19 protein-coding genes are annotated in these 20,246 nt (G+C 64.3%); 9 read left to right on the top strand and 10 right to left on the bottom strand.

The features are described from left to right. Positions 1–158: 158 nt before the first annotated feature. From ACX5I4_RS12075 to polA, 3 genes are all read right to left on the bottom strand, one after another. Positions 159–1,079 (bottom strand): polysaccharide deacetylase family protein, encoded by a 921-nt coding sequence (locus ACX5I4_RS12075; RefSeq protein ID WP_461836872.1) that lies wholly within the window; start codon positions 1,077–1,079, stop codon positions 159–161. Between the two features lie 42 nt (positions 1,080–1,121). Then, positions 1,122–2,438, bottom strand: coding sequence for a GNAT family N-acetyltransferase (locus ACX5I4_RS12080; protein WP_461836873.1), 1,317 nt, complete (start codon positions 2,436–2,438; stop codon positions 1,122–1,124). Between the two features lie 87 nt (positions 2,439–2,525). Further along, on the bottom strand, positions 2,526–5,168 hold the full coding sequence (polA, locus tag ACX5I4_RS12085) for a DNA polymerase I (protein ID WP_461838708.1): 2,643 nt from the start codon (positions 5,166–5,168) through the stop codon (positions 2,526–2,528). A gap of 169 nt (positions 5,169–5,337) precedes the next feature. Here polA and ACX5I4_RS12090 point away from each other — a divergent pair, with 169 nt between their 5' ends. Continuing rightward, positions 5,338–5,805 carry a hotdog fold thioesterase gene (locus ACX5I4_RS12090; protein ID WP_461836874.1) on the top strand — a complete coding sequence of 156 codons (468 nt, stop codon included), beginning with the start codon at positions 5,338–5,340 and terminating at the stop codon, positions 5,803–5,805. A 38-nt stretch (positions 5,806–5,843) separates the two neighbouring features. Here the strand turns inward: ACX5I4_RS12090 and ACX5I4_RS12095 are convergent, their stop codons facing one another. The 6 genes from ACX5I4_RS12095 to ACX5I4_RS12120 all read right to left on the bottom strand — a co-directional run bounded on the left by ACX5I4_RS12095 (position 5,844) and on the right by ACX5I4_RS12120 (position 10,486). Then, on the bottom strand, positions 5,844–6,389 hold the full coding sequence (locus tag ACX5I4_RS12095) for a dihydrofolate reductase family protein (RefSeq protein ID WP_461836875.1): 546 nt from the start codon (positions 6,387–6,389) through the stop codon (positions 5,844–5,846). 13 nt (positions 6,390–6,402) lie between these two features. Continuing rightward, a complete protein-coding gene (locus ACX5I4_RS12100) occupies positions 6,403–7,308 on the bottom strand; it encodes a hypothetical protein (protein ID WP_461836876.1) in 906 nt (301 codons plus the stop codon). Then, positions 7,305–7,664: a hypothetical protein gene (locus tag ACX5I4_RS12105; protein WP_461836877.1), complete on the bottom strand. Its 360-nt coding sequence runs from the start codon at positions 7,662–7,664 to the stop codon at positions 7,305–7,307. The genes ACX5I4_RS12100 and ACX5I4_RS12105 overlap by 4 nt, the downstream gene beginning before the upstream one ends. Before the next feature lie 723 nt (positions 7,665–8,387). Beyond that, positions 8,388–8,609 carry a hypothetical protein gene (locus ACX5I4_RS12110; protein ID WP_461836878.1) on the bottom strand — a complete coding sequence of 74 codons (222 nt, stop codon included), beginning with the start codon at positions 8,607–8,609 and terminating at the stop codon, positions 8,388–8,390. Further along, entirely contained in the window at positions 8,606–9,820 is a 1,215-nt protein-coding gene (locus ACX5I4_RS12115) for an inorganic phosphate transporter (protein WP_461836879.1), read from the bottom strand. The genes ACX5I4_RS12110 and ACX5I4_RS12115 overlap by 4 nt, the downstream gene beginning before the upstream one ends. A 168-nt stretch (positions 9,821–9,988) precedes the next feature. After that, on the bottom strand, positions 9,989–10,486 hold the full coding sequence (locus ACX5I4_RS12120; RefSeq protein WP_461836880.1) for an HAD domain-containing protein: 498 nt from the start codon (positions 10,484–10,486) through the stop codon (positions 9,989–9,991). 132 nt (positions 10,487–10,618) lie between these two features. On the opposite strand from ACX5I4_RS12120, the gene kynA reads away from it, so the two are divergent. The 8 genes from kynA to ACX5I4_RS12160 all read left to right on the top strand — a co-directional run bounded on the left by kynA (position 10,619) and on the right by ACX5I4_RS12160 (position 17,977). Next, positions 10,619–11,503, top strand: coding sequence for a tryptophan 2,3-dioxygenase (gene kynA, locus ACX5I4_RS12125; RefSeq protein ID WP_461836881.1), 885 nt, complete (start codon positions 10,619–10,621; stop codon positions 11,501–11,503). Between the two features lie 60 nt (positions 11,504–11,563). Further along, positions 11,564–12,802, top strand: a complete 1,239-nt coding sequence (kynU, locus tag ACX5I4_RS12130; RefSeq protein WP_461836882.1) for a kynureninase — start codon at positions 11,564–11,566, stop codon at positions 12,800–12,802. A gap of 17 nt (positions 12,803–12,819) precedes the next feature. Then, positions 12,820–13,653: a PaaX family transcriptional regulator gene (locus ACX5I4_RS12135; protein ID WP_461836883.1), complete on the top strand. Its 834-nt coding sequence runs from the start codon at positions 12,820–12,822 to the stop codon at positions 13,651–13,653. Positions 13,654–13,712: 59 nt separating this feature from the next. After that, positions 13,713–14,801 (top strand): LolA family protein, encoded by a 1,089-nt coding sequence (locus ACX5I4_RS12140; RefSeq protein WP_461836884.1) that lies wholly within the window; start codon positions 13,713–13,715, stop codon positions 14,799–14,801. Then, positions 14,798–15,784, top strand: a complete 987-nt coding sequence (locus tag ACX5I4_RS12145; protein WP_461836885.1) for an ABC transporter ATP-binding protein — start codon at positions 14,798–14,800, stop codon at positions 15,782–15,784. The genes ACX5I4_RS12140 and ACX5I4_RS12145 overlap by 4 nt, the downstream gene beginning before the upstream one ends. 76 nt (positions 15,785–15,860) lie before the next feature. Then, a complete protein-coding gene (locus ACX5I4_RS12150; RefSeq protein ID WP_461838709.1) occupies positions 15,861–16,661 on the top strand; it encodes an ABC transporter permease in 801 nt (266 codons plus the stop codon). Positions 16,662–16,688: 27 nt separating this feature from the next. After that, on the top strand, positions 16,689–17,309 hold the full coding sequence (locus ACX5I4_RS12155) for an L-threonylcarbamoyladenylate synthase (RefSeq protein WP_461836886.1): 621 nt from the start codon (positions 16,689–16,691) through the stop codon (positions 17,307–17,309). Between the two features lie 2 nt (positions 17,310–17,311). After that, a complete protein-coding gene (locus ACX5I4_RS12160) occupies positions 17,312–17,977 on the top strand; it encodes an alpha/beta hydrolase family protein (RefSeq protein WP_461836887.1) in 666 nt (221 codons plus the stop codon). 23 nt (positions 17,978–18,000) lie between these two features. Here ACX5I4_RS12160 and ACX5I4_RS12165 read toward each other — a convergent pair whose 3' ends face one another. Then, entirely contained in the window at positions 18,001–20,178 is a 2,178-nt protein-coding gene (locus tag ACX5I4_RS12165; RefSeq protein WP_461836888.1) for an elongation factor G-like protein EF-G2, read from the bottom strand. Positions 20,179–20,246: the final 68 nt, after the last annotated feature.

The following is a 20,246-nucleotide window of genomic DNA, read 5'->3' on the forward strand; positions in this document are numbered from 1 at the left end:
GCTCCGTTGTGGATAGAGTATCGGTCAGGCAAACCGCCCGCTTTCCGTTCCCGGTCTGCAGGACACGGCAAAACGCCGGGTCATCCTGAATTGTGGATTGTAAATTTGCGCGCACGTAGTATGCGCCCGTTCATTCTAGTCGTTCGCCACAAGGAGGGTCAAAGCGGCAGCGTGTCACCTAGCCGCGCAAACGTCATACCGCGGTCCAGCAAGCGAGGCAAAGCACGTTCATAGCCCTCCGCGGTGCCGCCGGCAGGTTGGTTGAAGTGTGAGATGACGATCTGCCCCGCGCCGATCTTGCCCACCTCCGCCGCCACGGTGGGGGCAGGGAAGGTCGCGCCGCCGTCGCCGTTCACCGTGAAGTTCACAGGAACCAGCCCGAGGGCGTGGGTGATCGCCGCGGCGACGTCGTCATAGTAGGCCGTCCCTGCCCGGAAGAAGCGGGGGGCTTTACCGAAAAGCTGCTCCATGACTTCCTGGTTGCCCATGATCTCGTCGTACACCTCGCCCACGTTGGACGTACCCGCAATGCCGTAGGCGGAACGCCCGCTGACGGACAGTGGCTGGTGCCGGAAGCCGTGGTTGCCCAACTCGAACAGGGGGTCGGCCGCGAGTTCGGCGGCCAGTCCGGGGTTGGCCTTGATCCAGCGCCCGTTGACGAACAAGGTGGCGGGAACGTTGAGCCTGCGCAGTGTCTTGAGCAGGCGTTGATCGCATTCTGTTCCCCGGGGTCCGCCGCAGGCATCAAAGGTCAAGACCGCGTGTGCGGACGCCGTCTTCGTGACCACTCCCGTGACGCCGAGCCCCCATTCGATAGGCTTACGCCCTGAGAATTCGGCAACGATCTGTGACTTCGACGGCGGCGCCGGCCGCGTTTCGGGCACCACCGGGTGGTGGCCGGCCGCCTCCACTACCGGCGTTGAAACCTGGGCCGGGCGGGGAGCCGGCGTGGCATCGGACTGTTGGGCGCACGCCGCGAGGCTGGCCGCGGCTAGTCCGGCGGCGGCCAGCAACAATGACCGCCTGCCGGGCAGCATTGATTGGCCGGTGGGGTCGCCACCAGGTTGGAATTCCCCCATGGAATCCTTCTTCTGTTGTAGATCCTGCGGGTGAGGTTTTGCCTAGAAATGCGTCAGGCAGTGGGCGGGGCGTTCGACGGCGAACATCTGCTGGGCAGCCAATATTGCGCCCGGCGCGTGCTCGCGGATCCGGCCTGCCGAAGCCAAGGTTACCGGACTGACAGCACCCAAATAGACAGACCCCAGATCCGTGACGTCCATGCTCAGGTCCGGACTCAAGTCCCGGCTCCCGCCGCTGGCATCGCTGACGGTGACGACGCCGGCGTCGGACGTCAATTCCCACGTGCCGTCCGCAAAACCGAGCGCGTCGCGGATCTCCAACACCAAGCGGCCATCGGCGCCGTAGCGGCGGGCGGACAAGGCAGCAGGTGCATCCAGGACGCGCAACCACAACATGTCCCGATAGTCGGACGCCGTAACGCAGCGTCCGTCCACGAGCGCCCATGCCAGGGGGTCTTCCACCGGTGCATCGGCCCAGGAGACCTGCTCGACGAGGTCGATGCTGCCCAGGAATTGCCATAGTTCCAGGTACCCGGAGTCGGTTGCGGCAACGAGGTCCACGATTTCCACGGTGTACGGCTTCGTCTCCCAGCCGGCGAACTTGTAGGAGACGTAGCCGTCAATGGTGCCGTCCGGGCCGTAGTGGAGGGCGCACTTGATGGCTTTGTCCTCGGTGCCGTCGCGTTTCATGGCTCCGGAGACGTGATGGCGATAGGAGTCCTGCCGCACGATGGACCCCGGCGTCCGGTGGTGGACGCGCTCGAAAACCTCGGGCGCGAGGTCAAGAAGGACCCTGGGATCGGCGATTTCGACTAGGCCAACGGGCTCGTGACGGACGCGGAACTTTGGACCAGTGTCCACCTTGATGCTCCGCTCAAAGGTTGCGACGCCAAACCCGAAGCGGCCGTAAATGGATGCCTCGGAAGCCGTCAGGGCGGCCATGGCGAAGCCATCCTCCTTGGCCGCGGCAAGATCGGCGGTCATCATCCCCCGCAGGATGCCATGGCGCCGATGCGTTCCGCGGACGGTGACAGCGGTGATCTGGCGCGTCCGCAGTTCCTGCCCAAACCCAATATTCAGCTTGTTTTCCAGCGTTCCGAACGTTGCCACCGGAAACCCTGGGTTGAGCGCGTGCGACGGGGGCTCATCGTTGACGTAGACGCCCGTCAGCTCACGATTGTCCGCCTGGTACATCGCGAGGATTCTGTCAATAAGCTCATCGCTTCGTTGCTCGTCATGGAATCCGAAGCCAACGGCCTGGAGCCAATCACGTGCTTGTCCGTAGTCCGGGTTCTCCTTGCCGACGGAACGAAAGCGCTTGATCTTGTATTTTTCGTTTGTTTCCTTGGGATCAGCCACGTCCCGAGCCTAGCCAGAGAGCACGGGGCACGCCACCATAGCGGCGGCGTGCCCCGTGCGGGGCCTGAATAACCCGCGGACCCCCTGCTAGTGCCCGGCGTCGTACCAGCTGGAGCCGACGCCGACCTGAACGTCCAGCGGCACCGTGAGCTGGGCTGCCGTCCCCATTTGTTCAGTCACGAGCTTTTCGACAGCTTCGCGTTCGCCGTGGGCTACCTCGAGCACGAGTTCGTCATGGACCTGCAGCAGCATCCGGGACTTTAGCCCCTGGCTGGTCAATTCGGCCGAAACGCCGAGCATGGCCCGCTTCATGAGGTCCGCCGCCGAACCCTGGATCGGCGAGTTCAATGCAATGCGTTCGGCGATCTCCCGGTGCTGGCGATCAGTGCTGGTCAGGTCCGGAAGATAGCGCCGGCGGCCTTCGATCGTGGAAGTGAAGCCGTCGATCCTGGCTTGCTCCACCACGCCACGCAGGTAGTCGCGCACGGCGCCGAATCGGTCGAAGTAGTCCTTCATGAGGGTCCTGGCTTCGTCCACCGAGATTTCAAGTTGCTTGGACAGGCCGAACGAGGTCAGCCCGTAGGCCAAGCCATAGGACATGGCCTTGACCTTGGAGCGCATGGCACTGGTGACGTCTTCGGGTGCCACGTTGAAGATGTGCGAGCCCACATAGCGGTGCAGGTCCTCACCCTCCTTGTAGGCCTGGATGAGCCCCTCATCTCCGGACAGGTGCGCCATGATACGCATTTCGATCTGTGAATAGTCGGCGGACAACAGGCACTCGTAGCCCTCGCTGACGACGAAGATTCCGCGGACGCGCCTGCCTTCCTCACTGCGCACCGGGATGTTCTGCAGATTGGGGTTGTTCGAGGAGATACGTCCCGTGGCCGCGACGTTTTGCGCGTACGTCGTGTGGATACGGCCGTCTTCCGCCACCGACTTCTTGAGCGTCTCCAGCATCTGGGCCAGCTTGGAGGACTCCCGGTGGGCCATGAGTTGCACCAGGAACTCGTGGCCGGTCTTCTCCAGGAGGGCCTTCAACGAGGCTGCGTCCGTGGTGTAGCCGGACTTGATCTTCTTGGTCTTGGGCAAGCCGAGTTCTTCGAAGAGCACCGTCTGAAGCTGCTTCGGCGAGCCGAGATTGACCTCGTGGCCGATGGCGGCGAACGCCTGCTCCTGTGCGTTGTCGATCACTTTGGCGAGGTCGGCGAGCTGTTCGTTCAGGCGGTCCATCGAGATGGAAATGCCGGATAGTTCCATCTGGGCCAGCACCCGTGCGACCGGGAGCTCAAGCGTGGTCAGGAGCGCTTCAGCCTTGCGCTCGGCCAACTCGCTTTCGAAGTGCTTGCTCAGAGTGTGCACGACGGCGGCCTGCTGGACGAGCGCGGTGGCTGCGGCCCCATCCGGCCCGTCACCGAGTTCGAGTTCCAGCTGGCCTGTTTGTGCCGCGGCCGTGGTGAGCGTGATTTTCAGGTGGTGCTGGGCGAGCTCGGAGAGTTCGTAGCTGCGGCGGTCCGGCTGGATCAGGTAACCCGAAATGGCGGTGTCGTCCACCACGCCCTCAAGGCCCAGTCCGCGGTTGTGCAGGGCCTTCAACGCGTCCTTGAACTCGTGCATGACCTTGGCTTCTTCGGGGTCTCGAAGCCACCTGGCCAGGACCGTCTCGGCCGCGGCATCCAGCGACGGCAGTTCGATGTAGGCGGCACCGTTGGAGCGCACAATGGCGAGGGCATCGGCGTCGTCACCGATGCGTCCGGGGACCAACCGTACGGCGACTGCGGCACGACTACCCGCACCGGCAGCGAAGAACGCCTCCAGGGCGGCGGCGTCTTCCAGGACCTTGTAGTCAGGGGCGTCGATGGTCTCCGGCGCCGCTCCGGCAGTGTCGTCTCCATAGAGCGCGAAGAGCCTGGTGCGGAGCGTCCTGAATTCAAGGGTGTCGAACAGCGTCTCAACCTCTTGGCGATTGGGACGGGGCTCCTCAAGGTCGGCGAGTGTCACCGGGAGCTGGAGATCGCCCAGGAGTTGGTTGAGGCGGCGGTTGCGCTTGACGGCGTCGATGTTTTCCCGGAGGGCTCCGCCCACCTTGCCGCCGATCGAATCCAGGTTCTCGAGGATCCCGTCGAGGCCGCCGTAAAGGTTGATCCACTTGGCAGCCGTCTTGGGGCCGACACCTGGAACGCCCGCGAGGTTGTCTGCGGACTCCCCCACCAGTGCGGCGAGATCGGAGTAGCGGGAAGGGGACACGAAATACTTTTCTTCGATCGCCGCCGCATCCATGCGGGGGATGTTGGAAACTCCCTGTTTCGGGTACAGGACGAACACATTGTCCGTGATGAGCTGGAACGCGTCCCGGTCGCCCGATACGAGGAGGACTTCGAAGCCGGCGGCGTCACCCTGGGCCGCGAGTGTGGCGAGGATGTCGTCGGCCTCGTAGCCGGGCATCTTGATGGTCTTGATGCCCCAGGCCTGCATTACCTGGTCGATGAGATCGATTTGCCCGCGGAATTCCGGCGGCGTTTCGTTGCGGCCGCCTTTGTACTCGCTGTACTCCGCCTTGCGGAACGTGGTGTCGTCCGAGACATCGAAGGCAACTGCCACATGGGTGGGCTTCTGGTCCTTGATGAGGTTGATCAGCATCGAGGTGAAGCCATGCACCGCGTTGGTGTGTTGGCCCGAGGAGGTGGCGAAGTTCTCTGCCGGCAATGCATAGAACGCCCGGAATGCCATGGAGTGACCATCCAGGACCAGAAGCCGGGGCCGGCCACCAGCCACCGTGCCGGTAGGGGTTGCTGAAGGGTCTGGTGCCGTTGCAATGACAGTAGCCATAGGCGCTGACGTTTCGGTTGGAACTGAGTCCGGTTTGGTTGTTTCGCTCACAGGTGCCAGCCTAGTTGCCATGATGGACAATTTCACGCCGGGCCGGTTCACTGACGAACTCAATGCAGCTGGCGTTCCGCAGGAGCTCCATGGTTGGCTTTCCCGTTATGGCGTGGGATCGCTCGTGGCGAAGATGGGCATCACGTTCCTTGAACTGGGCCCAGAACGGACCGTCGCCACCATGCCCGTGGAAGGGAACACCCAAGTTGCCGGCATCCTTCACGGCGGAGCCCACGTGGTTCTCGCCGAGACCTTGGGCTCCTTCTCGGCGGCCTTGCATGCTGGAGCCGGACGCCATGTGGTGGGAATCGAGGTGGGTGCGACCCATCACCGCTCAGTAGCAAGCGGCCTGGTCACCGGCACATGCACGGCCATCCACCTTGGCGGCACACTCGCCACACACGAAATCGTCATGACCGACGACCACGGACGCCGGCTGTCAACGGCCCGGATCACCAACATGATCCGGGACAACAGGCACCCCTGAAAGGCGCGCCCCGTGTCAGCGCGGCGGGAAGCTCCGTGTCAGCGCGCCGGGAACCGGTAACGCAACTCCACTGCCGCTCCACCAAGGGTGCGGGAAGAGACCAGCTCAAGCGGCGCCGTCGCACTCTCCACGGGAAGCAAGCGCTTACCGGAGCCCAAAGCGACCGGGATCAGCGTGACAATCATCTCGTCCAACAATCCCTCCTTGGCGAATTGGGCAACCAGGTTTCCACCGCCGACCAGCCACACGTTCTTGTCGCCGGCGTCGGCAATAAGGTCCGGCGCGAACTCCTGGACCTCGCCACGCACAAACGTGACGTCCGCCCCAGCCGGCGCGGAGTATTCACGGTGGGTGAAGATCCAACACGGTATACCGGCGTAAGGCCACTTGCCCGGTTCGTGTTCCATGAGCCAGCGATACGTCTGGCCGCCCATCACAATGCAGCCGATGCCCGCCATGAAGTCTTCGTAGCTTTCGGTGACGCCTTCGGCCTCTTCGAACTGGAGCAGCCAGCCGAGATCGTCTTCATTGGTGGCGATGTATCCGTCTAGTGAGGACGCCACGTAATACTGGAAATCCGACATGGCCTTACCCTACTCATTCGGCCGATGGGTTCCCATACTCCACGCGCACGCTCGCATCATCGCGCAGCACGACGACGCGGCCTTCCTTCAGCGTCCAGCCGTCGTTGAGCAGGAAGATCCGCCCGCCGCTCACAACAAGCAGTCGGAGCCCCGTGTACCGGTACAACGGCTCGGCCGCCGTTCCGGCGGTTTCCTCGTGGACATTGGGGGCGGTAACGGCGAGCCTTTCCTTGCTGTATACGACGGCGGTCGGCAGGAGCTGGGAGCGTTCCTGGTAGTCGACGGCGGCTCCGCGCCCCAGTGCCTGGGCGTAGTCCGACGTGCCCCAGAACAGGAGGAGCGTGACAAGCACGAAGATGAAAGAACGTTCCAGCGCACGGGGTGTCACGGTGAGGCTGCGCCCCGATCCCGCAGCGGCCCGGCGGCGCAAGCTCATTCCCCAGGCTCCCAGCAGCAGCCCCCCGGCGATCATGTACGGCACATAGAGGAGGATCCGCTCCGGCTGCGAAATGGTCAGGACCCACATGGCGGCGGCAAAAAGGAAGCCCAGCACCAGCAGCGCCGTCGCTGCCCTTCGAATGGCGGGCCGGAAGCGCTGGTCCCCGAGCAGCTTGTCCACTCCCCGGTCTGCCATGAGCCATAGGAACCCGATAAGGGCCAGCCAGGCAAGGGGCCGGAACAGGGACTGGATGCTGCGCAGGATGAAGTCCTGGACAGTGTAGCCAAAGAGGCTCACGTCCAGGCCCATCGATTTTGCCTGCGCATCCGTGCGAGCCCACCCGAAGTAGACAAGTAACGCCGTCGCTACGGTCAACGGCGGGCCGATCACCGAGAGGACGTCGAGGGTTCGCTGCCAGCGGGACTCGACCAGGACCATTTCCTGGTTGTTGGATTCCTTCGTGGCGGATTCTTCGCTCACGGCGAGACCGTGCCGCTTGGCGATGGCCAGGATGGACCGACTGTCGGCGACGGCCCGGCAGTTGCGCCCCCCGGCGATCCGCCGGCGTCGTCGTAGAAGAACTGCACCGCGCCGTCGACGTCCAGCGTGTCAGTGATGGTGACGGTGAAGGAATTCTTGGCAGTGGCCGCAGGAGTCTTGAAATAGACCGGTGAGTAGTCGCCGACGCTGCGGGTCTCGACTCCGGAATCGACGCCGTCGATCTTCAACGAACCCACCCGGACGTAGTAGCCGTCCAAGCGCACCCAGGTTCCGCCCGCGCGAGGTCCGCCCGGTCGTTCCAGGCCGGGAACAGGATTGAGGTTTTCATCAACCACCGTGAGGCCACTCAGATGGCGGGGGCACGATTCCCGGCCCCTGGCTGAAGGGGAACGGCCGTTGTGGGGTTGCTCGCGTGGTACTCCACCACGCCCCGCATGACGGCGACGATGGCCAACTCGAGGCAGCGGTTCGGGGAACCTCCGGCACTGCGGCCGTCGCAGCTGCCGCGCTTTGCCAGGACTGGCCTGTGTTGGCACGCAGGGCGTCACAGACCGCGGCAGCGGCCAACCACACGTCTTTGAAAGTGGTGCCATCGACGCCGGCGCGCAGCTTGTCGCAATCCTTTCCTTGGGCGTAGAGATACATCCGCCCTTCTTGGGGATCGTTGGGACCGATCGGCCCGATCGGAACCCACCGCACCACGGGAGCCGCCGCTGGTGGCGGAACGTCCGGTCCCGCAGGACCCCCAGGAGGCGCAACGGTGGGTTCGACGACGGCGGTCGATGCGGGCGCCGGGCCACCGGATCGGGCGGAGGCAGAGCCTTGTGCGGGTGCCGAATCTTGTGAAGGACCGGCGCAAGCGCCCAGCATGGCGAAAAGAGCAGGAAGGAGCAGGAGTCCGAGGATTCGGTTCCGGGTCCGGTAGTTCATTTCAGCCCCCACCTGCCGAAGGCGGCCTATTGGCCCCTCCCAGGGGACCAATCAGCGTGCGCAGCTACACAGCCGATTATTCTCCCGAATGGACTTGGCTGCCAGAGCTTGCGTTGCGGCGGATGAAGCTATTTGGTGAAATACGGGACGATCAGGTAAATCCCGAAAAGCACGGCGATTCCGCAGGCCGCGAAACACAAATATGCAAGGGACCGGACCATCGCCGGCGACTTCTGCCGGGCGTCGCCCGCGATGGCCGTGAGGCGAACGCCGAGCGAATACAGCACTACCAAGAGCACGGCCGCAACCAAGGTTGCCCCGGCTACCTGAACCAGATCCAACCACTTCATGCCTGGATGTCCTTACTCATGCTCTTGCTCAGACTTTGTTTTCTGGCGTTCTTCTTGCGGAAGCGGACTGCGGTGCCGGCTTCCTCGACTTCGACGGCGTTGTGGTGGCCCACGTGCGACTTCCTCGAGTAAATGAACATGTAGACCACGACGGCGGTGCCCACGACTGCCGCGATAACCACGCCGGCGGTGCCGGTGCCGACGAGCAATGCCGTCAGGGCGCCCACGATGGCAGCGGCCGGGAGGGTGAAGAGCCAGCCGGTGGCGATACGCCCCACGGTTCCCCAACGCACAGTGGTCCCTTTACGTCCGAGCCCCGAGCCGATGACCGAGCCGGAGGCAACCTGGGTGGTGGACAGCGCGAAGCCGAGATGGGAGGAAGCGAGGATCGCAGAAGCTGTACTGGCTTCCGCAGCAAAGCCCTGGGCGGGTTTGACTTCGGTGAGGCCCGAGCCCATGGTCCGGATGATGCGCCAGCCGCCGGCGTAGGTTCCGATGGCGATCGCAAGTGCGCAGGCCCCGATGACCCAGAACTGCGGGCCGCTGCCGGCCGGCTGGGTTCCGGCGGCAATCAGGACCAGGGTGATGATGCCCATGGTCTTCTGGGCGTCGTTGGTGCCGTGGGCCAGCGCGACAAGGCTGGAGGTGAAGATCTGGCCAGTACGGAATCCCCCGCGCTTCTGGGTCAGCTTGTCACCGGTTTCGGGGTCGTGCCGGGATGTCAGGGCGTAGGCGAGCCTGGTGCAGAGATAGGCCACGCCGCCGGCAAGCAGGGGCGAGAAGATGGCCGGAAGAATGACCTTCTGCAGCACGGTATCGAAGTTGACCGCGTGGAATCCGATTCCGACGATCGCCGCCCCGATGAGTCCGCCGAAGAGGGCATGGGAAGAGCTTGACGGCAAACCCTTGAGCCACGTGAACATGTTCCACAGAATGGCCCCCATCAGCCCGGCGAAAATGATCTCCGGCGTGATGTGGATGCCGTCCGTGCCCTCGCGGATGAGGCCCCCGGAAATGGTCTTCGCCACTTCGGTCGAGAGGAACGCGCCCACGAGGTTAAGCACAGCGGCAAGGGCAACCGCCGTCTTGGGCTTGATAGCGCCGGTAGCGATCGGGGTGGCCATTGCGTTCGCGGTGTCGTGGAACCCGTTGGTGAAGTCAAAAAATAAGGCCAGCGCTATGACAAGCGCGACCATGAAGGTGATTTCCACCTGGTGCCCAATCTGCAGAGTCGACGATGCGCAGTTCCACTTCCCCGGGCCTGCCTTGCACAGCACAGTTCAGCAACCGTTCATCTGACTGTACTGGCGGAGTTAACTATGGCGGGCGTGAAACCTTAAGAATCCTACGTGCCATTGCCAGCATGGCCAAACATCGATTCAGCCGAGGAATTGCCGAACAGCCGCGATATCGCTCCGTGACAGGCCACGCCGCGGGTCGGGTGAGATCCAAAGCACACGGTCACCAAGGAATTCCGCCCAAGAGCGGGCCGCTGCCTCATGGGCCAACTGGTCATCCATCCACACGAAGCGGTCGGCTCCGGACTCTTGGACGTCCTTTTGCAAAACGTCCAGCTTCCACCAGTCGGCAGTCTGGTCCCAGCCGTCACTGGTCAAGACGGGCCAATGTTCACCGTGGAGACCGATTGCCGGACACAGGAACTCCGGGGCGAGCCGCTGCCACGTGGTCAGCCAGACAAACCTCGCTGCGGGATGTGCTGCCAGCTCATTGAGCGCCTCGACCAACTCGGCGGCATAAACGACGTCCAATATCCCGGCGTCGGCGATTTTCCACTCAGTACCCCAATCAGTGAAGCCCATGGGGCCAAAGGGGTTCACGACGCCGTCGACGTCCAGATACAGCGTAACGATGCTCACAGGCCCCCTCCCGGACTTGGCAATAAGCCCAGCGTAGGGCACAAGGGCGCTGACTGGGCGGTCCGGAATCGAGGGACCTTTCCGGGAAATTCACTATCTTGACGTCCGTCACAAGAGTGATACTCTCAGTGTATGGAAAACCGCACCGGCCACTCCGAAGACAGCATCAGGGCCCAAAGCATCAGGCACCTTGAGGACTCGGTCCGCACCGACTTCAGCCAGGCCATGTCCTACGGCGGGTACCTGGACCTTGATCGCCTGCTCACAGCCCAGCACCCGTTGAGCACCCCGGAACACCATGACGAAATGTTGTTCATCATCCAGCATCAAACCAGCGAACTGTGGCTCAAGCTCATCCTCCATGAACTCCTTGAAGCGCGCCGGCTCCTCGATGCGGACAACCTTGCCAAGGCCCTCAAATGCATCGCACGCGTCAAGGCCATCCAGCGGACCATGACCGAGCAGTGGTCGGTCCTGGGTACGCTCACTCCGCGTGAGTACTCGGAATTCCGTCGCTTCCTGGGCAGTTCCTCGGGCTTCCAGTCCCACCAGTACCGCGGCGTTGAGTTCCTCCTGGGCAACAAGAACCGCGACATGCTCCGGGTCTTCGAAAGTGATCCGGCAGCTCATAGCCAGCTCAGCGCCCTCCTCGAGCAGCCGACTCTTTACGATGCCTTCCTCTCGGTATTGGCGCGGGCCGGCTACGCCGTTCCCGCCGAAATCCTGGAGCGCGACACCAGCGAACCGTGGACGTTCCACAAGGACCTTGTCCCGGTCTTCCAGGAGATCTACGAATCGGAGGCAACCCCGTGGGGCTTCTACGAAGCGTGCGAAGACCTCGTGGACATCGAAGACAATTTCCATGCGTGGCGATTCCGCCACCTGCGCACAGTGCAACGCACCATCGGGTTCAAGGTGGGTACGGGCGGCTCCTCGGGCGTCGACTTCCTCAAACGGGCACTTGACCTGACATTCTTCCCGGAGCTCTACGCCGTCCGCACCGAAATCGGCAACTGAGCCCCCCGAAACAAGACAAAACCGACCCGTCCAGCAACCCCATCAATCTTCAGGAGAGACATGAACAGCGTGCAGCAAACGCAACGGCCGACGTCGGGCGAACTCGACGCCGCCGATCCCCTCGCCGAGCAGCGTGAGGCTTTCTACGCCCCCGAGGACGGGCAACTCGCCGCCTATCTCGACGGGAACTCGCTCGGGCGCCCGCTCAAAGCCACGTCGGCGAAGCTGGCTTCATTCGTCCAAGACGCGTGGGGCAGCCGCCTGATCCGAGGCTGGGACGAACAGTGGATGGACGAGCCCACGCGGGTCGGCGACCGGATAGGCGCAGTCACGCTGGGCGCGGCAGCGGGCCAGGTCACCGTGGGAGACTCCACGTCCGTCATGCTCTACAAGCTCATCCGCGCCGCGGTGGACGCACAGCCGGGCCGCGATGAGATCGTGGTTGATCGCGACAATTTCCCTACCGACCGTTTCATCATCGAAGGCATCGCGGCGGAAAAGGGCGCCACCATCAAGTGGGTCGCTTCCAACCCGGCCAGCGGCGTCCGGACCACAGACCTTGAGGGACTGCTCGGCGAGCGGACCGCCGTCGTCGTCCTCAGCCACGTGGCGTACCGTTCCGGCTTCCTTGCGGATGCGGAGGCGATCACAGCGCTGGTGAAGGACGCTGGTGCGCTCATGCTCTGGGACCTGTGCCACTCAGTAGGCTCGGTGCCCCTCGAACTGGACGCTTGGGGCGTCGATCTTGCGGTGGGTTGCACGTACAAGTACCTCAACGGCGGCCCGGGCTCCCCCGCGTTCGCGTATGTCAACGCGGCGCAGCAGGACCGCTTGCAGCAGCCCATTTGGGGGTGGATGGGCGCCGACAACCCTTTCGGCATGACAGAGAGCTACAAGCCGGCAAAAGGTATCCGAAGCTTCATCACCGGCACTCCCCCCGTGCTGGCCATGCAGCCGCTCAAGGACATGGTGGAGCTCATTGCGTCCGTCGGGATGGACGCCGTGCGGGAGAAATCCATCAAGCTCACCGAATACGCAGTTGCCTTGGCCGAGGACATGCTGGTCCCCCTGGGCGCCGAGATTGTCAGCCCGCGCAACATCGCAGAGCGCGGCTCCCACATCACGGTGGACCATCCCCTCTTCGGCGAGGTGACCCAGAAACTCTGGGAGCGGGGCGTCATCCCGGACTTCCGTCCGCCGCACGGACTACGCATCGGCCTCTCGCCACTCAGCACCAGCTATGCCGAGGTTGAGCTGGGCGTGACTGCCATCCGGGACGCCCTCGCCGAGCTCTTGTGAGTGGTGTCCTTGACGACATGGACTCCCGGCCCGGGAGCACCACGTCGTTGCTGCGTACGGTCATCGGCCTGTATCTGCGCGATGCCGGCGGATGGATGTCCACCAGGCACATCATCGCCCTCATGGAGGCCCTCGGGGTCTCCGCGGCTGTGACCCGGACGGCCTTGTCACGGTTGAAGAAGAAGGAAATCGTCCTCCCCCGGCAGCGTCAGGGTGTTCCGGGCTTCGCCATCACCGACGGCGCCGCAGCGATGCTTGCCCGCGGCGACCGGCGGATCTTCAACCCACGCCTTATGTCGGCCGGCAACCGTTGGTGCCTCGTGTCCTTTTCCATCCCGGAAACTGAGCGGGAAAAGCGGCACCAACTACGGCGCAGGCTGCACTGGATTGGGTGCGGCACCGTGGCAGCGGGGCTGTGGATCTGCCCGGATTCCCTGCGCGAAGAGGTGGAGGAGATCCTGGAGGACCTCGAGTTGCGCAGCATGGCCACAGTGTTCGTCACGGATGCTCCCCTGGTCGGCGGCAGCCTCCGCGATGCCGCCTCCTCGTGGTGGGATCTGGACGCAGTGGCTGAACTGCATCGGGACTTCATCCGGCATCATGGTTCCGCGGCCGACGGCGGCGGGCCGGGTGGCGGTTCCGACGGCGCCGCGGCGTCGGCCGAAACCTTCGCAAGCTATGTCCGGTGCATCGACCGCTGGCGGATCATTCCGTATCTGGATCCGGGGCTGCCTGCGGAATTCCTGCCCGAGGATTGGCCCGGCATGGCGGGAATCGCCTTGTTCGAGCGGCTCGGGGCCGCTTATTCACGGCCGAGCGCGGACTTCGTGAGGAGGACGCTGGAGGCGTAGAGCCAGGAGTAGTCTGGAAGCATGAACTTCCCCGATGGTGGCTGGTTCGCGAGGTTGCCATGACTAGCCCTTGGTTGCGTTGGTTGCCGGCCGCTATGGTCCCGGTAGCCCTTGCTGCGGCAGCCCTGGCTGGTTCCTACCAGGCCGGAGCTGCGACTAGCCTGCCGCACAAGACGGCCGCGGAAGTCATCGCCATGATCGGGCGCTCCGACGTCCGTGCTTTGTCCGGTACGCTTCAGCAAAATTCCGAACTGGGACTCCCCCAGCTCCCTTCCACCGGACCTGCCGCCACCCAGGGTCCAGCTTCCGTGATCGAACTTTTGAGCGGTTCGCACACGGCCCGGGTCTACGTGGACGGCCCCTCCAAGGCCCGGTTCCAGGTGATGGACATGCTCGCCGAGCGCGATCTGGTCCGCAACGGCAACGATCTCTGGCTCTACAACTCGGCCGACAACAGCGCGGCGCATATGACGCTACCTGCGCACACCACGACCGGCAGCCTTGCCCCGCGTGCGACTCCAACTCCCGGAATGGCCACACCTGACGTCCTCGCGCAGCGCTTCCTCGCCGCCGTCGAGCCCAGCACGGAAGTGACGGTGGGTGACGGAACCACAGTAGCCGGGCGCACGGCCTACCAGTTGGTGATCAAGCCACGCAGCACCGGAACGCTCGTCGATTCCGTGACGATCGCCGTCGATTCCGCGTCCGGCTTGCCGCTCGGCGTCGATGTGCGGGCACGGGGCCAGGCCGCAGCGGCATTTTCGCTCGCGTTCACTGACTTGAGCTTGTCGGCGCCCGACGCCGCCCTGTTCAGTTTCACTCCGCCCCGCGGTGCCGCCGTTGAAGAGAAGGCAACCCCGCAGCTGCGCACCCTCCCCGGTAAGACCGGGCAGGCACCGCAGGCAAAAGCAACAGCAAGCCGGCCAACGATCACGGGCACCGGCTGGGACGCCGTGATGGGCCTGCCCGCGGGCACGGTGCCCGATGATGTCCGGACTGCTCCGATGTTGGCCCAGCTCACCCAGGCAGTGCCGGGCGGCCGCGCGCTGACTACCAGCCTGGTGTCTGTCCTGATGCTCGACGACGGCCGCGTCTTCGCGGGAATGGTGCCACTTGAGCGGCTGCAAGCTGCAGCCGCCCCGCAATGACGGAGGCATCCCCGCCAGCTGAACTGGCGATAGAAACGCGGGGCCTCAGCAAACGCTTCGGCCACCGTGCCGCCGTCGACGGAATCGACCTGGCCGTTCCCCGCGGATCCGTCTTTGGCTTCCTTGGCCCCAATGGTTCCGGCAAGACCACCACCATCCGTTTGCTGCTTGGCCTGGCGGCCGCCACAAGCGGTAACATCCGGGTCCTTGGCGGGGAAATGCCACGCCAGCTGGCAACCGTCCTGCCCCACGTCGGCTCCTTGGTGGAGGGACCTGCTTTCTACCCCTTCCTGTCCGGAACTGCGAACCTTAGACGGCTGGACAGCGCGGACCTGCACGCTTCCCCACGTACCCGTACTGCCCGGGTTGACGAAGCACTCGAGCGCGTCGGGTTGTCACACGCTGCAGGCAAGAAAGTCCGCGCCTACTCCCTCGGGATGAAGCAGCGACTGGGGATTGCACATGCCCTGCTGCGGCCGAGGGAACTCCTTGTCCTCGATGAACCCACCAACGGCCTGGATCCACAAGGCACCAGGGAGGTGCGTAGCCTGGTCCGCTCCCTTGCGGCGGGAGGCACCACCGTGTTCGTTTCCAGCCATCTCCTCGCGGAGGTGGAACAGATGTGCACGCATGTGGGCGTCATGAGCGTGGGCAAGCTCGTGGCCCAAGGAACCCTGCATGAACTCCGGGCCGCAGGAACGGCGACCATCCGGCTCCACACGCCTGATGTTGAGGCGGCGGTGCGTGTCCTGTCCCGGCTGGGCTTGCGGTCGGAACTGTCAGCCGCTTCGGCCGGCTGGTCCGGTCCCGATGGACGGAGCCTTGTCAGTACCGGTACACCGGGGCACGATGTGGCTCCTGAGGCAATCGTCGCGGCCCTCGTCGCGGACGGCGTCCGGGTCCGGGGCTTTGGCGTGGAGAACGCCAGCCTGGAAGAGCGCTTCGTTTCCCTCACCGGAGAGGGCTTCGACATTGCTGGCTGACCACGAAACCGGACCTTTGACTGGCCCGCCCAGCGTCTCACCGGCGAGCGCCCGGCCGTCAAGCTCGTGGTCCCTCATGGCCTCGGAGCTCTCGGTACTGTTCAGGCGGTTGCGGACGTGGGCCATGCTGCTGGCGCTCGCAGCCATCCCCATTCTCATTGCCGCGGCGGTCAAACTGAGCGCACATCCCGTCACTCCGGGCCGCGGTCCACCTTTCCTGGACCGCATCACCCAAAACGGCCTTTTCGTTGGCGTGACAGCGCTGATCGTTTCCGTACCCTTGTTCCTGCCCCTCACCATAGGCGTCGTGGCGGGCGACACGATTGCGGGAGAAGCGAACCTGGGCACGCTCAGGTACTTGCTTGTCGCCCCCGCGGGGCGCGTTCGCCTCTTGCTGGTCAAGTACACGGCCGCCGCCGTGTTCTGCCTGGCAGCGACCCTGACGGTGGCCGCCGCCGGTGCGCTGGCCGGCGTCGTACTGTTCCCGGTGGGCCCCGTCACGCTGCTCTCGGGCGACACGATCGGCGTCGGCGAATCCGTGGTGCGTTCCCTGCTCATTGCTGCGTACATTGCTGTGTCGCTGCTGGGGCTGTCCGCGATCGGGCTGGCCATTTCCACCTTTACGGATATTCCCGTCGGTGCAATGGCGGCCACGATCGTGTTGTCCGTGGTGTCGCAAGTAGCGGACAACCTGCCGCAATTGGAGTGGCTGCACCCGTGGCTGTTCAGTCATTACTGGTTGGGCTTCGCGGATCTCCTGCGCCAACCCATCTCGTGGACGAGCTTCGCCGACAATGCCTTGCTGCAGGCGGGTTACATCGTGGCGGCCGGCGCGCTGGCTTATGGCAAGTTCACGAGCAAGGATGTCCTGTCCTGAAGTAGGGCCTGCCCGTAAGCTCTTGGCATGGCAAGATTCTTCGATGTTCACCCGCAGGACCCTCAACCACGCGCAATTGCCCAGGTGGTGAATATCCTGAAGTCGGGTGGGCTGATCGCCTACCCCACCGATTCCTGCTACGCACTCGGCGCGCAAATCGGCAACAGGGAAGCCCTCGATCGGATCCGCTCGATCCGCCAGTTGGACGGCAAACACCATTTCACCCTGGTCTGCAAGGACTTCGCACAGCTGGGGCAGTTCGTCATGATCGACAACGATGTGTTCCGAAGCATCAAAGCCGTCACGCCGGGAAGCTACACGTTCATCCTGCCTGCCACCAAGGAAGTGCCGCGCCGGCTCCTGCACCCCAAGAAAAAGACCGTCGGGGTGCGTATTCCACACCACAATTTCGTCCAGGCGCTGCTGGCCGAACTGGGCGAACCCCTTCTTTCCAGCACTTTGTTGCTCCCCGACGAGGAAGAACCCATGACCCAGGGTTGGGAAATCAAGGAACGCTTGGACAACCTGGTGGAAGCCGTGATCGATTCCGGGGACACCGGCGCAGAGCCCACCACCGTGGTGGATTTCTCGAGCGGCACAGCGGAAGTGGTCAGGCGAGGCACCGGCGATCCCTCCCGTTTCGAGTGAGCATGCACATCGCCGAATCCCGTATCACGATCGACGTCGATGGCGCACCGATCTCCGGTATCTACGCCCGGCCTGACAAACCGTTCGCGACCCTCGCGCTCGCCCACGGAGCCGGAGCGGGCATGGAGCACCCCTTCCTTGGCGGCCTCGCGCGGGCATTGAACGACGACGGCGTCGCCACCTTGCGCTTCAACTTCCCCTACCGGGAAGCCGGCAAGAAATTCCCCGACCGGCCGCCTGCTGCGATCGCGGCGTGGCGGGCCGTCATGGCGGAAGCGGCGTCCCGTTCTGAGGGCGAACCGCTGTGGGCAGCCGGTAAGTCCTTCGGTGGTCGCATGGCATCGATGGCTGTGGCCGAAGGCATGCCCGCAGCCGGGCTCGTGTACCTCGGCTACCCCCTGCACCCGCCGGGGAAACCGGAGAAGCTCCGTGACGAGCACCTCTACGGGCTCACCCTGCCGATGCTCTTCCTGCAAGGCACCCGGGACACCTTCGCGACGCCCGAGTTGCTCGAAGGCGTCGTGTCCCGGATTGGCCCGACGGCCACCATCGAGTGGTGGGACGGCGGCGACCATTCCTTCGCCCGCGTCGGGGTCAAGAAGAGTGCGGCGGAGGTAGGGGCCTCATTGGCGGGCCCGGTGTCAGCGTTCCTTCGTAAGAACGGCTGAGCCCGACCGGCGGACGCGAGGGGTCAAGCCTTCGCGGCAGCAACGGCAATGCCCGGAGGCAGCGGCTCATGCCGCAGGTACTCCCGACGGAATCGGCCACTGCCCGCGGTCAGTCCCCGCAGCACGATCGCGTACCGCAGCAATTCCTGTTCCGGAACTTCGGCGCTGATTTCAGTACTTTCCCCACCCACGGACGTCGTACCGGTGACACGCCCGCGGCGGGAAGACAGATCACTCATAACGGCGCCCACGTGATCGTCTGCCACGAGGACGGTGACGGCCGAAATCGGCTCCAGGAGCTGAATACTGCTTGCCGCGGCCGCCTCGCGCAAAGCCAACGCGCCAGCGGCCTGGAAAGCCGCGTCCGAGGAATCGACACTGTGCGTCTTGCCCCCCACCAGGGTCACCCTGATGTCGACTACCGGGAAGCCTGCCCGCACCCCTTTATTCATCTGGGCCCGGACACCCTTCTCGACTGAAACAACATAGGTGCCGGGGATGACTCCGCCGACAATCCTGTCTACGAATTCGAAACCTGCCCCGCGTTCAAGGGGTTCCACTTCGATATCGCAGATCGCGTATTGTCCGTGGCCACCCGACTGCTTGACATACCGCCCGTGTCCGGCTGCTTGGGCGGCGAAGGTCTCCCGGAGCGGCGTGATGACGTCGACCGTTTGCAGCTTCACCCCTTGCTCGCGCAACCTGTCCAGGACCGCCTCCGAGTGTGCCTCTCCCATGCACCACAAGACCAGCTGATGGGTTTCGGCGTTGCGCTCCACCCTCAGGGTCGGATCGCCTGCCGCGACTTTGGCCAAGCTCTTGGACAGTGCATCCTCATCGCCGTGGGAGGCCGCTTCGATCGCGACAGGCATCAGTGGCTCGGGCATGTCCCAGGTTTCCACGAGCAACGGCGCCTCGCGGGCGGAAACGGTGTCTCCCGTCTCGGCGCTCGCCACCTTCGCCAGCGCACAAATGTCCCCGGCCACGGCGAAAGGCACCGGCCGAAGGCTGGACCCCAATGGGGAGTAGAGGTGAGTGACCCGCTCGTCGCTGTCGTGGTCGGGATGGCCCCGTTCGGCCAGGCCGTGCCCGCCCACGTGCACGGCAGAGTCCTCGCGAAGCGTCCCCGAGAAAAGCCGCACAAGGCAAACGCGCCCGAGGAACGAGTCAACGGTAGTCCGCACCACTTCGCCAAGGAGCGGACCGTCCGGATCGCACGTGAGCGGGTCGACGGGTGTCCCACCCAAGTCAGTTACCGTGGGCAGGGTCCGCTCAGTCGGCGGCGGAAATGCCCGGGTCAGCACCTCCAGCAGCTCGGCCGTGCCGACGCCGGTCACGGAGGACGTTGCCAGGACCGGGAAGAACGTCCCCCGAACGATTGCAGTCTCCAAGTCCTCCACGAGGGTGTCGACGGGGACGTCTTCGCCGGCAAGGTACCTGTCCATCAACGTCTCATCCTCGCTCTCCGAGATGATGCCCTCGATGAGCTCACCCCGGGAACCGTCTGAGCCGGCCAGTTCCTCCGCAGTCGCAGGACGTACCGCGGGATGCGGATCCCCGGCTGTGTACTCCGACACCGAGCCCGAAAGGAGCCCGAGCAATCCCGTGACAGTGTCACCTTGGCGGACCGGCAAGTGAAGTGGCAGGACCGAATCCCCGAAGGATCTGCGGCATTCGGTGAGGACGGCATCGTAGTTCGCTCGTGGATGGTCAAGCCGGCTGATGACTACGGCCCGGGGCATACCGACGCGCTCGCATTCGCTCCACAGCGCCGTGGTCCCTGCGTCGACGCCGTCAACTGCCGACACGACGAACAACGCCGCGTCCGCCGCACGCAGCCCCGCGCGCAACTCGCCCATGAAATCGGCGTAGCCCGGAGTGTCGAGAAGGTTCACTTTGACGTCGTCGAACACCAGGGGCGCTGCCGACAGTCCAATGGATCGCTGTTGGTGGATGGCCGTCGCTTCCGAGTCACTCACGGTGGTGCCTTCGACGATCGAACCCATGCGGGTTACGACGCCGGCGGCGTAGAGGAGGGACTCGAGCAGCATCGTTTTCCCGGCACCCGAGCGGCCAATCAAGACAACGTTTCGGATATTCTCGGGCCGATCGGCTGACGTTGCCGAAGCGTCCGCGCGCCGAAGATCAGGGTTGGTCCGATTCGACCCCTTCGTCGCACTGCCTGAGCCTTTCACCGACATGAGCACCTCCTGGAGTAGAAGCCGAATCCCCCGCGTCCCTTTGCTAACCGATTCCACACCCTCCACCG

The sequence above is a fragment of the Arthrobacter sp. MMS24-S77 genome (assembly GCF_054888235.1).